The organism is Pseudomonas sp. NFIX28 (assembly GCF_900107395.1).
In the GTDB taxonomy this organism is placed as follows: Bacteria; Pseudomonadota; Gammaproteobacteria; order Pseudomonadales; family Pseudomonadaceae; genus Aquipseudomonas.
Genome location: NZ_FNPW01000024.1, coordinates 1 through 14972, shown reverse-complemented (window position 1 = coordinate 14972; position 14972 = coordinate 1). Strand labels below are relative to the sequence as shown.

Here is a 14972-nt window from a genome sequence, read left to right as displayed (position 1 = left end):
AGCGCTGCGGTGTGCCAGGCCGGACGCCATCGCGGGCAAGCCTCGCTCCTACGGTCAGGGGGTGATTTTCGATGCGTCTGCCCCTTCAGCCCTGGTCGCCACCGCCTACCGGCATGACCAGGCCGGTGATGTAGGAGGCTTCGTCGGAGGCCAGGAACAGGATCGCCGCGGCCTGCTCGTCGATGGTGCCGTAGCGTTTCATCAGGGTGCTGTCGACGGTCTGGTCGACGATCTGCTGGTACCAGGCCTGTTCCTCGGCGCTCTGCTCGGCGCTGTTGCGCGGGATGCGCCGTGGCGGCGCTTCGGTGCCGCCGGGGGCGGTGGCGTTGACCCGCACCCCGCGCCCGGCGGTCTCGAACGCCAGGCAGGCGGTCAGGGCGTTGACCCCGCCCTTGGCCGCGCCGTAGGGCACGCGGTTGATGCTGCGGGTGGCGATGGACGACACGTTGACGATGGCGCCGCTGCCCTGCTCCAGCATGTACGGCAGAGCGGCGTGGCAGCACCACAGGGTGGGGAACAGCGAGCGGCGCACCTCGGCTTCGATCTGCTGCTCGGCGTAGTGCTCGAACGGCTTGGCCCAGATGGTGCCGCCGACGTTGTTGACCAGCACGTCGAGGCGCCCGAAGCGCTCGACGGCCGCGGCCATCGCCCGGCTGCATTCGGCGTATTGCTCGAGGTCGGCGGTCAGCGCCAGCACCTCGCAGCGGGTGGCCAGCTCGGCCTGCACTTCGAACACCAGCTCGGAGCGATCCACCAGCACCAGCCGCGCGCCCTCCTCGGCCAGGCGCTCGGCTACCCGCCGGCCAATGCCCTGCGCCGCCCCGGTGACCAGGGCGACCTTCTTCTCGAATCTGCTCATCTCAAAACCTCATGCCAATGTACCGACGCCCCACCCCCTCCATCTGTAGGAGCGAGGCTTGCCCGCGATCAGCCGACAGGCTGAAAGGTCAGCGTTGCCCCACTATCGCCATCGCGGGCAAGCCTCGCTCCTACATAGGGCGCGGGGGCTGTCAGGCCGCGCTGGCGGCGAATTTTTCGTAGTAGAAATTGGCCGGGGCGATGCCCTGGTCGCGGATGAACTGGCTGACCGCCTCGACCATCGGCGGCGGGCCGCACAGGTACACGTCCACATCGCCGTGGTTCAGGTGTTTGGGCTCGATATGCTGGGTCACGTAGCCCTTGAGCGGATGGCGGCTGTCGGGGTTGGCCACGCAGGCGCTGAAGCTGAAGTTGGGGATGCGCGCAGCAAAGGCTTCCAGGCGATCGATTTCCACCAGGTCGAAATCGTTGGTCACCCCGTAGATCAGGTGCAGCGGATGCGTGCTGCCCTGCTCGGCGATCTTCTCCAGCATCGCGGTGAACGGCGCCAGCCCGGTGCCACCGGCCAGCAGCAACAGCGGCCGACGAATATCGCGCAGGTAGAAACTGCCCAGCGGCCCGGCCAGGCGCATGGGGTCGCCGGCTTTTGCAAGGCCGGTGAGGAAGCTGCTCATCAGGCCGCCCGGCACGTTGCGGATCAGGAAGCTGACCTCGCCGTCGCGCTGCAGCGAGCTGAAGGAATAGGCGCGGCTCTGCTCGCTGCCGGGCACGCCGAGGTTGACGTACTGCCCCGGCAAAAACGCCAGCTTGCCCAGGGCCTCGCCCTTGATCGACAAGGCGATGGTGCTGTCGGACAGCTGGCGCACCGCGCTGATGGTGGCGTCGAAGGTGGCCTGGGCGGTGCGGCAGACTTCGGACGAGGCCGGCACCCGCACCACGCAGTCGCTCAAGGCGCGCATCTGGCAGGTCAGCACGAAGCCCTGCTCGGCTTCGTCCGCGGTCAGCGCGTCGTCGATGTATTCCTCGCCAAGCTCGTAGCGCCCGGCCTCGGCGAAGCACTTGCAGGTGCCGCAGGCGCCGTCGCGGCAGTCCAGGGGAATGTTGATGCCCTGGCGATAGGCGGCATCGGCCACGGTTTCGCCGGCGTTGGCGGCGACGAAGCGGGTCACCCCGTCTTCGAAATTGAGTGCGATTTGATGAGTCATGGCAGTCGCCTCAGAGGTGGTAGACATCGACGACCTGACGAACGTAATCGTTCTTCAGGATGACTTTCTTGGCCAGGATCAGCGGGTTCTCGCCGCGCACATCCAGGGTGTAGAAGCTGGTGCCGAAGTAGCTGTCGACGGTCTTGTAGCGAAAGCTCAGGGTGTGCCAGTTGAAACGCACCTTGCACTGGCCGTCGGCCTGTTCCAGCACCTCGATGTTGCTCAGGTTGTGCGAGGTGCGGGTGTCGGGAATGCTCGCGCTGGAACGCTCGGTCTTGATCCGGAACACCCGATCTTCCAGGCCGCAGCGGCTGCCGTACCAGATCAGCGAGATCTCGCGCTGCGGGTCTTCGGTGAGCTCGTCGTTGTCGTCCCAGGACGGCATCCAGAAGGTCGCATCGGCGGCGTAGAGCTCCAACCAGCGGTCCCAGTCCTTGTCGTCCAGGTAGCGCGCTTCGCGGTAGAGGAAATCACGCACGGCGTCATGGGAAATGCTCATCACACGGCCTCCACGGCAATGGTTCGCGCGGCTTCGGCGGCAACCGCCTCGAGCATGGTTTGCTGCCAGTACTTGTGCTGCATCACGAACAGGCCTTCGTCTTCGGTGCGCACGCCGCTGAGGATCGGTTGCAGGTCGATTTCCCGGGCCGCGTCGTCCGCGCCCTCGACCCAGTGTTCAGCGCCGCGGGACATGTCGTTCCAGGCGCTGCCGCTACCCTGGTAGCCCATCTGGCAGGAACGGAATTCCTCCAGGTCGTCGGGGGTGGCCATGCCGCTGACGTTGAAGAAATCTTCGTACTGGCGGATGCGCGTGGCGCGGGCTTCGTCGCTCTCGCCTTTGGGCGCGATGCAGTAGATGGTGATTTCGGTGCGGTCCACCGAGATCGGCCGGGCAATGCGGATCTGCGAACTGAACTGGTCCATCAGGTAGACGTTGGGGTACAGGCACAGGTTGCGCGAGTTCTCGATCATCCAGTCGGCGCGGGCCTGGCCGAAGTCCCGGGCCAGTTCGTCTCGACGCTCGTAGAGCGGGCGGTCCTCGGGGTTGGCCCAGCGGGTCCAGAGCAGCATGTGGCCCTTGTCGAAGGAGTAGAAACCGCCGCCCTGCTTGGCCCAGCTGCCGGCGCTCATGGTCTTGATCTCTTCGCCGGCTTCGCGCTGCTTGCGCTGGCTCTGGGTGGCCGCGTAGTTCCAGTGCACGGAGCTGACGTGGTAGCCGTCGGCGCCGTTTTCCGCGGTGAGTTTCCAGTTGCCTTCGTAGATGTAGCTCGAGGAACCGCGCAGCACTTCCAGGCCATCGGCGGACTGGTCGACGATCATGTCGATGATCTTCGCCGACTCGCCCAGGTGCTCCACCAGGGGCAGCACGTCGGGGTTGAGGCTGCCGAACAGGAAGCCACGATAGGACTCGAAGCGCGCGACCTTGGTCAGGTCATGGGAGCCTTCGCAGTTGAAGCTCGACGGGTAGCCCGCGGCGGCCGGGTCCTTGACCTTGAGCAGCTTGCCGGAGTTGTTGAAAGTCCAGCCGTGGAACGGGCAGGTGTAGGACGACTTGTTGCCGGTCTTGTGCCGGCAGAGCATGGCGCCACGGTGGCTGCAGGCGTTGAGGAAGGCGTTGAGCTCGCCGTCCTTGTTGCGCGCGATGAAGATCGGCTGCCGGCCCATGGTGGTGGTGTAGTAGTCGTTGTTGTTGGGGATCTGGCTCTCGTGGGCGAGGTACAGCCAGTTACCCTCGAAGATGTGCTGCATTTCCAGGTCGAACAGCCGGGGGTCGGTGAACATCTCCCGCTTGCAGCGGTAGACGCCCCGGTCACGGTCTTCTTCAAGCAGGGAGTGAAGGTATTCGGGTCGCAGGGACATGGCCGCCGCCTCCATTGTTTTTATTCAGGCAAGGCTCATGCTAGGGCGCGGCCAGCAGGACCAATATCCATTGCCTGCAGACCCCTATCCGTTTTCTGCAACACCTGTGGCACACTGGCCCGCGAAAACGCCAAACCAAACGCCGCAATCCATCGCCAACCCCCAACCGACGGCGCATTGCAAACCGCGCCTGCTGCGCAGGCGATCGCAGCCTCGCGGGCTCGGCAGCGGCTACAGGCGAATCACATGGCTTTCGCCGCCGACATTCACACGTCGACCGGGCGGTTCCTGATGGGGCGTATCAATGCCGGCTCCTGAGGGTGTCGGACGGCAGTTCGCCGAACTGTTTGCGGTAGCTTTCCGAAAAGCGCCCCAGGTGCAAAAAACCAAAATCCATGGCCAGTTCGGTGATGTTGCGCACGTTGCAGCTGGGGTCGCGAAGGCAGGCGTGGACCTGCTCCAGTTTTTTCTGGCGGATGTAGCGCATGGGCGTGGCGCGGGCATTGCGCTCGAACAGCGCGTACAGCGAACGCAGGCTCATCTGCGCCTGCTGCGCCAGTTCTTCGCAGCCGATGTCCTGCTTGAGGTTGCGCTCGATGTAGTCGGCGATCGCCTCGAAAGTCGCCGACGACGAACCCAGCCCCGCGCGGTGGACGTTGGTCTTCATCAGGCTGAGCATCTTGCTCGCGACGATCTGCGCGTAATGCTCCTGCACCCGTGGAATGCACTCGATGGCCTCGGCCTCGCGGCAAATCACGCTCAGCAAGTCGATAAAACCCTCCAGCTCCGCCAGCTGGTAGCGGTTGCCGACAAAACGCACGCCCTGCCCCGGATACAGCCAGCGCTGCTCCTCGCACACCGACTCCAGCAGGCGGGTGGGCACCTTGATGATGAATTTCTCGCAATCGTCGGAATAGGTCAGGTCCACCGGGTCGTCGGGGTTGATCAGCAGCAGCTCGCCCGGGGCGAAGTAATGTTCCTGGCGATGGCCGCGCCACAGACAATGGCCGCGCAGCAGCACTTGCAAGTGGTAGATGGTTTCCAGCGCCGGCGAGGTGACGCGCACGCTGCCGCCATAACTGATCGAACACAAATCGAGGCTGGCGAACTGCCGATGATTGAGGCTGGCCTGGGGGCTGCCGGCCTTGGGCAGGCGGATGCAGTGGCTGCCCACATGCTGGTTGACGTAGCCGGACACAGCGTAGGGATCGGCCTGGGCAAATACCCTGCTGCGCTCGCTCAACAGAAGCGTTTCCATAAGCGGGTCACTCCCCGGTTCTTATTATTGGAAGGGTTGTCTCGGGCGGTGAGCGTTGGTCACCGCGGGCACATCACGCAAAACATCGACCACGGGCCTGCAACGGCAAAAGCCACGGGGCACCCGCAAGGGTATCCCGTGGCCCGGACGCGGCATACGCCGCCGGTCAGGCTTCCAGCGCCCGCACCCGCTCGTGGCGCTGCTGCTCCTCGGGCTGGGCCGACGGCTGCAGGGTGAAGTCGAAGTCGATCTCGGCAAAACGCCCGCTGACCCCGTATTGCGCCGCACGCTGCTGGTCGTCGCTGAAGGTGATCCTGGCGATCAGCTCGTCGCGAGTGGCATAGGCGAAGTCGTCATGCAGGTACTGGTCGCCATCGAGGTTGATCTGGGTGGTCAGGTGACGGTGGTCGTCGGCCGAGATGAAGAAGTGGATATGCGCCGGACGCTGGCCATGGCGGCCCAGCTGGTCGAGCAGTTGCTGGGTCGGGCCGTCCGGCGGGCAGCCGTAGCCCGAAGGCACGATGCTGCGAAAACGGTAGCGGCCTTCGGCATCGGTGACGATGCGCCGGCGCAGGTTGAACTCCGACTGGGCGGCGTCGAAGTAGGAATAGGTACCGCCGGTGTTGGCGTGCCAGACATCGACAATGGCCCCCGCCAGCGGTTCGCCGGCGGTGTTGCGCACCTGGCCCTGCATGAACAGCACCACACCCGGATCGACGCCATCGTCCAGGCGCGCCTCGCCCTGGCTCAGCGGCGCGCCGGCCACGTACAGCGGGCCTTCAATGGTGCGCGGGGTGCCGCCGGTCTTGCCGGCCTGCTCGTCGGCGGCGTCCATCAACAGGTCCAGGTAATGCTCCAGGCCCAGGCCGGCCACCAGCAGCCCGGCTTCCTGGCGGGCGCCGAGCACGTTGAGGTAGTTGACCGCCTTCCAGAACTCTTCCGGGGTCACATCGAGGTCTTCGATGATGTTCACCGTGTCACGCAGGATGCGGTACACCAAAGCCTTGGTGCGCGGGTTGCCCTGATCGTTGAACTGGCCACTGACTTCTTCGAGAAATTTCTGGGCGCTGGCAGTGTCGGAAATTCGGACGTTCATGGTTATTCCTCATCTTGTATTTATTAGAGTGTGGAGCAGGCTGGCGCGGGCTCAGCGGTCATCCGCATGAATGGACGAAGGATGCCTGCACAGCGCGTTCACTTCGAGAGCCATGTACGGGTACAGCGGCAGTTGCATCAGCAGGTCGTGCAGTTCCTGCACGCTGTCGACGTCGAACACGCTGTAGTTGGCATACAGGCCGGCGATGCGCCACAGGTGCCGCCACTTGCCCTGCTCCTGCAGGCGCTGGGCCAGGGCCTTTTCGTCGGCCTTGAGCTGGGCGGCGCGCTCGGGGTTCATGTCGACCGGCAGGTTCACGGTCATTTTGACGTGGAACAGCATGGTGCTCTCCTTAAGACGTGATGAATGGCAGTTCAGGCTTTGTCGCGGCGCAGGAACGCCAGGCGATCCTCGTCCAGGCTCAGGCCGAGGCCCGGCGCCCGGGATACGTGCAGCTGGAAATCGCGGTACAGCGGCGGCTCGACGAGGATGTCCTCGGTCAACAGCAGCGGGCCGAACAGCTCGGTGTCCCAGCTCAAGGTATTGAGGGTGAGGAAGGCGTGGGCCGAGGCCAGGGTGCCGATGCCGCCTTCAAGCATGGTGCCGCCGTACAGGCCGATGCCCGCCGCCTCGGCGATCGCCGCGGTGCGCAATACCGCGCGCGGGCCGCCGTTCTTGGCGATCTTCAGGGCGAACACTGAAGCCGCGCCTTCGCGGGCCAGGTTGAAAGCGTCTTCCACGCATTCGATGGATTCGTCGGCCATGATCGGCGCCGGGCTGATGGCGTTCAGGCGCACCATGCCGGCGCGGTTGTTGCGCGAGATCGGCTGTTCGATCAGGTCGATGCCGTTACTGCCCAGCACCCGGCAGGCACGCACCGCGACGGCCTCGTCCCAGGCCTGGTTGACGTCGACCCGCACGCTGGCGCGGTCGCCCAGGGCCTTCTTGATCGCGATGACATGGGCCAGGTCGCGGTCCACCTCGCCGGCGCCGATCTTCAGCTTGAAGATGCGGTGGCGGCGCAGGTCGAGCATTTTTTCCGCTTCAGCGATGTCCTTGGCGGTGTCGCCGCTGGCCAGGGTCCAGGCCACCGGCAAGGCGTCGCGCACCCGGCCGCCGAGCAGTTCGCTGACCGGCAGCCCCAGGCGTTTGCCATGGGCGTCGAGCAAGGCGCTTTCGATGCCGGACTTGGCGAAGGTGTTGCCGCGGATGCTGCGCTCCAGGCGCTGCATGGCGGCATTGATGTTGGCGCCGTCATGGCCGAGCAGCAGCGGCGTGAAGAAACGGTCGATATTGGTCTTGATGCTGTCCGGGCTTTCATTGCCGTAGGCCAGGCCGCCGATGGTGGTGGCTTCGCCCAGGCCTTCGATGCCGTCGGCGCAGCGCAGGCGGATCAGCACCAGGGTCTGGTGCTGCATGGTGTGCATCGCCAGCTTGTGCGGGCGGATGGTTGGCAGATCGACGATGATCGTTTCGATCGATTCAATGGCACTTGAAAGCATTTCCATACCCATCAGGTTCTTGAAGTTATGGCGTCGATTCTCGTACGGCTTTTTCCGGGGTTCCAATATAGAATTGGTCTGGCTCGATACCTTAAAGGTATTCATCTTTTGCCTGCGGAGGCCTTATGGAACTGCGTCATCTGCGTTACTTCCAGGTGCTGGGCCAGACCCTCAACTTCACCAAGGCCGCCGAGCGCCTGCACATCGCCCAGCCGCCCCTGAGCCGGCAGATCCAGCAACTGGAAGAGGAACTCGGGGTGTTGCTGCTGGAGCGCGGCCGGCCGTTGCGCCTGACCGAGGCCGGGCGGTTTTTCTATGAGCACTCCAGCGTGCTGCTGGAACAACTGGCCAAGGTCTGCGACAACACCCGGCGCATCGGCCATGGCGAAAAGACCTGGCTCGGCATCGGCTTTGCCCCCTCGACCCTGTACGGCCTGCTACCGGAATTGATCCGCCGCCTGCGCAGCCACGAGACCCTGGCCCTGGAACTGGGGCTGTCGGAAATGACCACCCTGCAGCAGGTGGAAGCGCTCAAGGCCGGACGCATCGATATCGGCTTCGGGCGCATTCGCATCGACGACCCGGCCATCGTGCAGAAGGTGCAGACCGAAGACCGCCTGGTGGCCGCCCTGCCCGCCGGCCATCCGCTGATCGGCCAGCCGGTGAGCCTGGCGCAACTGGCCGACGAACCTTTCGTGCTCTACCCCGGCAACCCGCGCCCGAGCTACGCCGACCACGTGATCGCGCTGTTCAACACCCACGGCCTGAACATCCGCATCGTGCAATGGACCAACGAATTGCAGACCGCTATCGGCCTGGTGGGCGCCGGTATCGGCATCACCCTGGTGCCGGCTTCGGTGCAATTGCTGCACCGCGACGACATCGGCTTCAGCCCGCTGCTGGAAGCCAACGCCACCTCGCCGATCATCATCAGCCGGCGGGTGGGCGATGTGTCCGCGGGGCTCAGCCACTGCCTGCGGATGATCGACGAACTGCGCGCCGAACACTCCGCGACCTGACGCCTTCCCTCGACGCGCGGCGCCCTCTGCCCGGGGCGCCACCGCGTGCAGAAAAGGGATACAGGTCTGCACGCAACGGATAGTCCCCCTCCCGCCCCCGCCCCTAGCCTGCCGGGCAGTGAACTGCTTTCCATAACAATAAGAGTAAAAGCAATGAAACCTGCAAAGACCCTCGCCGTGCTGGGCGCCAGCGCAGCGTGCCTGAGTGCGCCCCAACCGCTGCTGGCCGAAGAAGGCGGCTTGATCAAGGACGCCACCGCCACCCTCCAGGCCCGCAACTACTTCTTCAGCCGCGACTATTCGGATATCCGTGGCACCGAGCAGTCCATGGCCCAGGAATGGGCCCAGGGTTTTATCCTCAACTTCAAGTCCGGCTATACCCCCGGCACCCTCGGCGTGGGCCTGGATGCCATCGGCACCCTGGGGCTCAAGCTCGACAGCGGCAAGGGCCGGGTCAACAGCGGCCTGCTGCCGGTGCAGGACGACGGCGAGGCCGCCGACGACTACAGCCGCCTCGGCCTGGCACTGAAACTGCGCCTGGCGAAAAGCGAACTGCGCATCGGCGAGCTGCAACCCAACCTGCCGGTGCTCAGCTTCAGCGACATCCGCCTGCTGCCGCCGTCCTACCAGGGCGCGAGCATCGTCTCCAACGACATCGACGGCCTGACCCTGCAAGGCGGCCACCTGCGCTCCACCAGCCTGCGCAACGAGGCCGGCGAAAGCGATCTGCAAGCCATGCTCGGCCACGTGCCGAAACGCGCGGTCAGCAGCGACGCCTTCAACTACGCCGGCGCCGACTATGCCTTCAATAACAAGCGCACCACCGTCAGCGCCTGGTACGGCCAGCTGGAAGACATCTACCACCAGCGCTTCCTGGGCCTGAAACACAGCCAGCCCGTCGGCAACTGGACCCTCGGCGCCAACCTCGGCTACTACGACAGCGAAGAAGACGGCAAACAGCTGCTCGGCGCCATCGACAACCAGGCGTTCTTCTCACTGCTCTCGGCCAAGCGCGGCGGCCACACCTTCTACATCGGCTACCAGGGCATGTTCGGCGACAGCGCCTTCCCCCGCGTCTTCGCCAACATCACCCCGCTGGGCAACGAAGTGCCCACCTACGAGTTCGCCTACACCGACGAACGCTCCTGGCAACTGCGCTACGACTACGACTTCGCCGCCAGCGGCCTGCCCGGCCTGACCACCACCGTGCGTTACATCCGCGGCGACAACGTCGACACCGGCAAAGGCTTTGAGGGCAAGGACTGGGAGCGCGACCTGGATATCGGTTACGTGATCCAGTCCGGGCCGCTGGGCGGGCTGGGGATCAAGGTGCGTAATGTGGTGGCGAGGTCGAACTATCGGACCGATATCAATGAGAACCGGTTGTTGCTGAGTTATAGCTGGAAGTTGTTTTAAGGCAGGGTGGCGAGCGCGATATGGGATATCGCGCTCGGCCTGAGAGGATTATCCCCTTCACTTGGAAATGTACTTGTCCTGCGTCTTGATGAAGTCGTCGAATGCCTTGGAGTTATAGATAGCGAGGCAGGCATAAAATACGACTTTCTTGTCCGTATGCTTGCTGCTGGCTTGTGTTTTTTCATACTGGGAGAACACAAAACCCGTCGTTGCGTCATACGGGTTATGCAGCGTCTCCAGGGTATCTTCATTCTGAAGAACGGTATGCATACCACTGCCCATAAAGGAATAGGCGCCAATGGCGGACTCAATATCGCTCTTCACATCGGACTCGTCCTTGAATTGATTGACGATGCAATAACCTAGACCGTAATTCTTCAACGACTGCCGGGCTGCTGCAACATCAACCCCAGCGTAAGCGACGCTACCCATATTGCCTGCGGTCAAAAGCAACACCGCTAAAATCCGTTTCATCCTTTCAACTCCCAATAGTTGGTCTTCACCAGTGATGCGGTGGAGTTCTCATAGGCATGACTATCCAGACGCTGATAATCAGAACCATCGCTCGTCTCTTCCCCATTCCAAAGAACGACATGGCCCCGAGCATCATTCCAACCAGAAACTTCGACAATGATCAACCCCTTCTTTGCGGATATATCCTCATTCTTACCAGGAGCCATAACCAAATCCGGCGCCCCCCAGTTGAACTCAAGGAAATCGATAATGTCATTGACCCGTAGAATGTAGGGCATTCCATCGTCCCCGCGTACCCTATAAATGTTCTTGTTCTTAATGATCGTACCCCGCGGAATTCTGTAACCTCCGTTGTTGAAGGCCCTGCTCATTCTAAGAGCACAAGCGTTTGCATAATCAATAGGCTTTTGCCTTCTCAGTGCAGCCGCCTCCCCTCCAACGAGCTCATATACAGCCCCCGCCTCCCTATACCCCACTTCAGCATAGGCGGCCCACAAGTCACTGAAACGTGGCCTTCTGATCGTAACCGCCGAGGACACCTCACCCGAACGTACAATTATCCTGGCCATTAAATTTCCCCTTCCATGTCAATTCGGTCACGGGCGAAAACCTCAGAAATGACAGCGATACCATCCTCTCCAACTACTGCCGACAAAGTTCGCTCGGTATCGCCGCTTAAACCTACAGTCACTATTTCGCCGATTGCATACCCTGAAGTCTCTACATGAATATTCAAGTCAACATAAAATCGCGAAAACGCATCAAGCGGTACCCGCTCACTTCCATATGAAAAAGAAATACTTCTGATCAACCTCGGCTTTTTCAGAGCCCCGGCAATGGCCATAAAGCCGGCACTGTTATGCTCAGCCCCACCATACACAGAGGACTGTGCAGAAATTAAAGTATTGACAAGAGGTGGGCAGCCACAAGCAACGTAGTCACCTTCCAAAGCGACCAATCCAGCAGGCAAGGTAATCGTTCTGGGTCCCACAGCGACTATGGGCCCTTTGCCTTTACTACAAGCAGAGCAACTTGCAATATGTCCTACTGACGTCGTACTGACCGAACCATCGATATCAATACCTATGTTACCTTCCAGTACACGCCCTCCAGTCGATGTTGGCGCTCCAAGCCCGATCATTTTCCGCCCCATATAAATCTCCTTTACTTACAAAAAGTCGCGCCCAAACCAGAACGACAACTTCCTAATAAATAATTTATTCGGAACAGAAATCAATCAGAACAATCTTAAACCCACCTAAGATGTATCCAGAGCAACCACCTATTATCAGCACACTCTTGGCATAACGTTACCCTTCAATATCCAAACGGCGAACTCACAACAAAGGCCATGATTAAAAACATGGATAATCTTCTCGCCAAATGGAGAAAGGAAATTCAGATCCATGAATGTAGATAAACGTCAGCCGCTCTATATTTGGCGCCAACTGTTCATCCCGACAGAACTCACGTGCCTGATTTGGTACGTATCGGTCCCAAGAGTAGACAGTCACTTATCCGACACAGTAGATGCCAGTAGCATCTAGGCCAGGTCCGATAAACTTTAACCGCCTCCCTGGCAGTTCACTTCAAAAATGAGGATTCACCCATGATCGACTTCAACAACAAAGGCTTCTTCAAGCTCAAGCAGAACGACGAATACGCCGAGCGGGTCAGGGACCTGTTGCTGGAAGGCGAGCACGTGATCGACGCCTATAAAGCCATGCGCGACGGCGTGGTGTTTACCAACAAGCGCATCATCGCAGTCAACGTGCAGGGCATCACCGGCAGCAAGAAGGACTTCACCTCCCTGCCCTACAAAAACATCGTCGCTTACTCGGTGGAAACCTCCGGGACCTTCGACCTGGACTCCGAGCTGGAGATCTACTTTTCGTCGCTGGGCAAGGTGAAGTTCGAGTTCACCGGCAAGACCTCGATGGTGGAGATTTCGAAGTACATCTCCAAGCATCTACTGGGCTAAGCCGGCCCGCCATCAATCGGCGCTCAGCCCCCACAACACCTCCAGCACATGCTGGGTCGAGCGCTCTACGTCCCCGTCCCGATGGGCAATGCCCAGCTGGCGCCACAGGGGCGGTTGTAGCTGGCGCATGGCGATCCGCGTGTCGGGCAGCGGCGTGGCGGCTTCATGGGGCAGTAAGGTGGCGCCGTAACCGGCAGCGACCAGGCTCTTTATCGCGTCGTTGTAGTTGAGCTGGATGCGCGCCGTGGGCTGCTGCCCGCCCAGGGCGAACCACTCCGAAGTCAGGCGCGACAACCGGGTGCTGTGGTCGTTGAGGATCAGCGGTTGGGCAGCCAGCCATTGCGGCGTCACCGGATCGGGGCATTGCCAGCGGGCCGGCAGGAAGGCCATGACCGGGTCCTTGCGCCAGGGCTCGATGCGCAAACCCTTGACCGGGGTTTGCGGCAGGGCCACCAGGCCGATATCCAGCGAACCTTCGGCGAGCTTCTTCAAGCTCTCCAGGGAGGTCAGCACCGCCACCTGCAGGTCGATACCCGGATGGCGCTGGCCCAGGGTTTCCAGTGCCTGGGGCAGCAACTGGGCAATGGCGCCGGTAGATGCGCCCAGACGCACCCGCCCGGCCAGGCCCAGCACCTGGCGCTGCACATCTTCCAGCGCCTGCTCGGCATCGGCCAACAAGCGCCGCGCCCGCTCCACCAGGGTTTCGCCAATGGCCGACGGCTGCACCCGACCGCGGGTACGCGACAGCAGCGAACCGCCGACCCGCGCCTCCAGGTCGGCGATATGCAGGCTGACCGTGGGCGGCGCCAGGTTCAACGCCCGGGCCGCTTCGGCGAAGGAGCCCAGGTCGACAATCGCCACCAGGGTGCGCAACCGGTCGAGGCTGATCTCACGCATGGCCCACTCCAGATTCAGAAAAACTGAAGCTTAGCGTTATTAAATTCAACTTTCTCTATTGCAGCTGCAGCCGGAAGATTTGCCCAATCCATTCCCGCTTGCGAGTACACAGCATGAACACCCCTCTCGTATTTATCGACGGCGACCAGGGCACCACCGGGTTGCAGATCCATCAGCGCCTGCGCGATCGCAACGACCTGCATCTGCTGACCCTCGCCGCCGACCAGCGCAAAGATCCGCAACGTCGCGCCGAAGCCATCAACGCCTGCGACATCGCCCTGCTCTGCCTGCCCGACGATGCCGCCCGCGACGCCGTCGCCAGCATCCGCAACCCGGCGGTGCGGGTGATCGACGCCAGTTCGGCGCACCGCACCCACCCCCACTGGACCTACGGCTTCGCCCAGATGCACCCGCAACAGGCACAGCGCATCGCCAACTCCAAGCGCGTGAGCAACCCCGGCTGCTACCCCACCGGTGCCATCGGCCTGCTGCGCCCCTTGCTGCAAGCCGGGCTGCTGCCGAAGGACTACCCGATCAGCATCAACGCCATCTCCGGCTACTCCGGCGGCGGCCGCGCCGCGGTCGAAGCCCACGAAGGGCCGAATGCCTCCCAAGCCGCCCCTTTCCAGGTCTACGGCCTGGGCCTGGCGCACAAGCATGTGCCGGAAATCCAGCAACACAGCGGCCTGAGCGAACGGCCGCTGTTCGTTCCGGCCTATGGCGCGTTTCGCCAGGGCATTGTGCTGACCGTTCCTCTACAGCTGCGCCTGCTTGCTCCAGGTGTGGATGCCGCGCGGATTCATGCCTGTCTGGAGCAGCACTACGCCGGCAGCGGTTGTGTGCAGGTGATGTCGATGCAGCAGGCGCAGGCGCTCTCCGGGCTTGATCCACAGGTGTTGAATAACACGGATGAGATGCGGCTGATGGTGTTTGAGGGTGAGGGGCAGGTGTTGTTGGCGGCTGTATTCGACAATTTGGGTAAAGGCGCAACTGGGGCGGCGGTGGAGAATTTGGGGTTGATGATTGCGGGGGAGAATCAGTAGATCGAGGTTAGAGACTTTAGGTCGCTTAATGTGGTCGTCTTAGTCCTCTTTCGGCTGTGGATTCAACCGGTCGACGCAACAGATTGGCTAAATCGTTCAGCGGGTGTTTCGTAGTCTAGTGTTTTCCGAGGGCGGCTATTTAGCTGCCTTGCGACTTCATTGAGCGTGGCTTGCGAGTGATCCGCAAGGTCGGTTCCTTTCGGGAAGTACTGCCTTAACAACCCGTTGGTGTTCTCATTCGATCCCCGTTGCCAAGGACGATGAGGATCGCAGAAGTAGACCTTGATGTCGGTAGCCACCGTAAAGCGCTTATGGTCAGCCATCTCTTTTCCGCGATCCCACGTCAGCGATTTGTAGAGTTCTTGGGGTAAGTTGCGGGCGCTTTCGATCAGGGCGCTGATG

At 62.0% G+C, this 14972-nt stretch carries 17 protein-coding genes; 4 read left to right on the top strand and 13 right to left on the bottom strand.

Annotated features, from left to right (window positions below; genetic code table 11):
• Positions 1–85 precede the first annotated feature (85 nt).
• The 8 genes from BLV20_RS29255 to BLV20_RS29220 form a co-directional block, all read right to left on the bottom strand.
• Positions 86–859, bottom strand: coding sequence for a 1,6-dihydroxycyclohexa-2,4-diene-1-carboxylate dehydrogenase (locus BLV20_RS29255; protein WP_092305850.1), 774 nt, complete (start codon positions 857–859; stop codon positions 86–88).
• Positions 860–1010: 151 nt separating this feature from the next.
• The gene (gene benC / locus BLV20_RS29250; protein ID WP_092305849.1) at positions 1011–2024 is read right to left on the bottom strand and encodes a benzoate 1,2-dioxygenase electron transfer component BenC; all 1014 of its coding nucleotides are present in this window, start codon (positions 2022–2024) and stop codon (positions 1011–1013) included.
• A gap of 10 nt (positions 2025–2034) precedes the next feature.
• Positions 2035–2523 (bottom strand): benzoate 1,2-dioxygenase small subunit, encoded by a 489-nt coding sequence (gene benB / locus BLV20_RS29245; RefSeq protein ID WP_092305848.1) that lies wholly within the window; start codon positions 2521–2523, stop codon positions 2035–2037.
• The gene (benA, locus tag BLV20_RS29240; protein WP_092305847.1) at positions 2523–3884 is read right to left on the bottom strand and encodes a benzoate 1,2-dioxygenase large subunit; all 1362 of its coding nucleotides are present in this window, start codon (positions 3882–3884) and stop codon (positions 2523–2525) included. The genes benB and benA overlap by 1 nt, the downstream gene beginning before the upstream one ends.
• A 301-nt stretch (positions 3885–4185) precedes the next feature.
• A complete protein-coding gene (locus tag BLV20_RS29235) occupies positions 4186–5142 on the bottom strand; it encodes an AraC family transcriptional regulator (RefSeq protein ID WP_092305846.1) in 957 nt (318 codons plus the stop codon).
• Between the two features lie 166 nt (positions 5143–5308).
• Complete coding sequence (gene catA / locus BLV20_RS29230) at positions 5309–6238, bottom strand: catechol 1,2-dioxygenase (RefSeq protein WP_092305845.1); 930 nt, start codon at positions 6236–6238, stop codon at positions 5309–5311.
• A 51-nt stretch (positions 6239–6289) separates the two neighbouring features.
• A complete protein-coding gene (catC, locus tag BLV20_RS29225; RefSeq protein WP_092305844.1) occupies positions 6290–6580 on the bottom strand; it encodes a muconolactone Delta-isomerase in 291 nt (96 codons plus the stop codon).
• Positions 6581–6612: 32 nt separating this feature from the next.
• Entirely contained in the window at positions 6613–7740 is a 1128-nt protein-coding gene (locus BLV20_RS29220) for a muconate cycloisomerase family protein (RefSeq protein ID WP_175540281.1), read from the bottom strand.
• A 125-nt stretch (positions 7741–7865) separates the two neighbouring features.
• On the opposite strand from BLV20_RS29220, the gene BLV20_RS29215 reads away from it, so the two are divergent.
• The gene (locus BLV20_RS29215; RefSeq protein ID WP_092305842.1) at positions 7866–8759 is read left to right on the top strand and encodes a LysR family transcriptional regulator; all 894 of its coding nucleotides are present in this window, start codon (positions 7866–7868) and stop codon (positions 8757–8759) included.
• Positions 8760–8912: 153 nt separating this feature from the next.
• A complete protein-coding gene (locus BLV20_RS29210; RefSeq protein ID WP_092305841.1) occupies positions 8913–10175 on the top strand; it encodes an OprD family porin in 1263 nt (420 codons plus the stop codon).
• Positions 10176–10232: 57 nt separating this feature from the next.
• Here the strand turns inward: BLV20_RS29210 and BLV20_RS29205 are convergent, their stop codons facing one another.
• The 3 genes from BLV20_RS29205 to BLV20_RS29195 are packed head-to-tail and all read right to left on the bottom strand — an operon-like array spanning position 10233 to position 11802.
• Positions 10233–10649 (bottom strand): hypothetical protein, encoded by a 417-nt coding sequence (locus BLV20_RS29205; protein ID WP_092305840.1) that lies wholly within the window; start codon positions 10647–10649, stop codon positions 10233–10235.
• A complete protein-coding gene (locus BLV20_RS29200; protein ID WP_092305839.1) occupies positions 10646–11218 on the bottom strand; it encodes a T6SS effector amidase Tae4 family protein in 573 nt (190 codons plus the stop codon). Before BLV20_RS29200 ends, BLV20_RS29205 begins: the two co-directional genes overlap by 4 nt.
• Entirely contained in the window at positions 11218–11802 is a 585-nt protein-coding gene (locus tag BLV20_RS29195) for a PAAR domain-containing protein (protein WP_092305838.1), read from the bottom strand. Before BLV20_RS29195 ends, BLV20_RS29200 begins: the two co-directional genes overlap by 1 nt.
• 456 nt (positions 11803–12258) lie before the next feature.
• Here BLV20_RS29195 and BLV20_RS29190 point away from each other — a divergent pair, with 456 nt between their 5' ends.
• Positions 12259–12630: a PH domain-containing protein gene (locus BLV20_RS29190; protein ID WP_092305837.1), complete on the top strand. Its 372-nt coding sequence runs from the start codon at positions 12259–12261 to the stop codon at positions 12628–12630.
• A gap of 12 nt (positions 12631–12642) precedes the next feature.
• Here BLV20_RS29190 and BLV20_RS29185 read toward each other — a convergent pair whose 3' ends face one another.
• Positions 12643–13527 (bottom strand): LysR family transcriptional regulator, encoded by an 885-nt coding sequence (locus BLV20_RS29185; protein WP_092305836.1) that lies wholly within the window; start codon positions 13525–13527, stop codon positions 12643–12645.
• Between the two features lie 113 nt (positions 13528–13640).
• On the opposite strand from BLV20_RS29185, the gene argC reads away from it, so the two are divergent.
• Entirely contained in the window at positions 13641–14570 is a 930-nt protein-coding gene (gene argC, locus BLV20_RS29180; RefSeq protein ID WP_092305835.1) for an N-acetyl-gamma-glutamyl-phosphate reductase, read from the top strand.
• Positions 14571–14632: 62 nt separating this feature from the next.
• Here argC and BLV20_RS29175 read toward each other — a convergent pair.
• Positions 14633–14972 (bottom strand): IS30 family transposase (locus BLV20_RS29175; RefSeq protein WP_139192764.1); only part of this gene is annotated, 340 nt, incomplete at its 5' end.

Bases quoted from the DNA above. Each gene is read 5' to 3' on its own strand.
- BLV20_RS29220 (WP_175540281.1), bottom strand. From the start codon at position 7,740: ATGCTTTCAAGTGCCATTGAATCGATCGAAACGATCATCGTCGATCTG.
- BLV20_RS29255 (WP_092305850.1), bottom strand. From the start codon at position 859: ATGAGCAGATTCGAGAAGAAGGTCGCCCTGGTCACCGGGGCGGCGCAG.
- argC (WP_092305835.1), top strand. From the start codon at position 13,641: ATGAACACCCCTCTCGTATTTATCGACGGCGACCAGGGCACCACCGGG.
- catA (WP_092305845.1), bottom strand. From the start codon at position 6,238: ATGAACGTCCGAATTTCCGACACTGCCAGCGCCCAGAAATTTCTCGAA.
- BLV20_RS29205 (WP_092305840.1), bottom strand. From the start codon at position 10,649: ATGAAACGGATTTTAGCGGTGTTGCTTTTGACCGCAGGCAATATGGGT.
- BLV20_RS29190 (WP_092305837.1), top strand. From the start codon at position 12,259: ATGATCGACTTCAACAACAAAGGCTTCTTCAAGCTCAAGCAGAACGAC.
- BLV20_RS29235 (WP_092305846.1), bottom strand. From the start codon at position 5,142: ATGGAAACGCTTCTGTTGAGCGAGCGCAGCAGGGTATTTGCCCAGGCC.
- benB (WP_092305848.1), bottom strand. From the start codon at position 2,523: ATGAGCATTTCCCATGACGCCGTGCGTGATTTCCTCTACCGCGAAGCG.
- BLV20_RS29215 (WP_092305842.1), top strand. From the start codon at position 7,866: ATGGAACTGCGTCATCTGCGTTACTTCCAGGTGCTGGGCCAGACCCTC.
- BLV20_RS29200 (WP_092305839.1), bottom strand. From the start codon at position 11,218: ATGGCCAGGATAATTGTACGTTCGGGTGAGGTGTCCTCGGCGGTTACG.
- BLV20_RS29210 (WP_092305841.1), top strand. From the start codon at position 8,913: ATGAAACCTGCAAAGACCCTCGCCGTGCTGGGCGCCAGCGCAGCGTGC.
- benC (WP_092305849.1), bottom strand. From the start codon at position 2,024: ATGACTCATCAAATCGCACTCAATTTCGAAGACGGGGTGACCCGCTTC.
- catC (WP_092305844.1), bottom strand. From the start codon at position 6,580: ATGCTGTTCCACGTCAAAATGACCGTGAACCTGCCGGTCGACATGAAC.
- BLV20_RS29195 (WP_092305838.1), bottom strand. From the start codon at position 11,802: ATGGGGCGGAAAATGATCGGGCTTGGAGCGCCAACATCGACTGGAGGG.
- benA (WP_092305847.1), bottom strand. From the start codon at position 3,884: ATGTCCCTGCGACCCGAATACCTTCACTCCCTGCTTGAAGAAGACCGT.
- BLV20_RS29185 (WP_092305836.1), bottom strand. From the start codon at position 13,527: ATGCGTGAGATCAGCCTCGACCGGTTGCGCACCCTGGTGGCGATTGTC.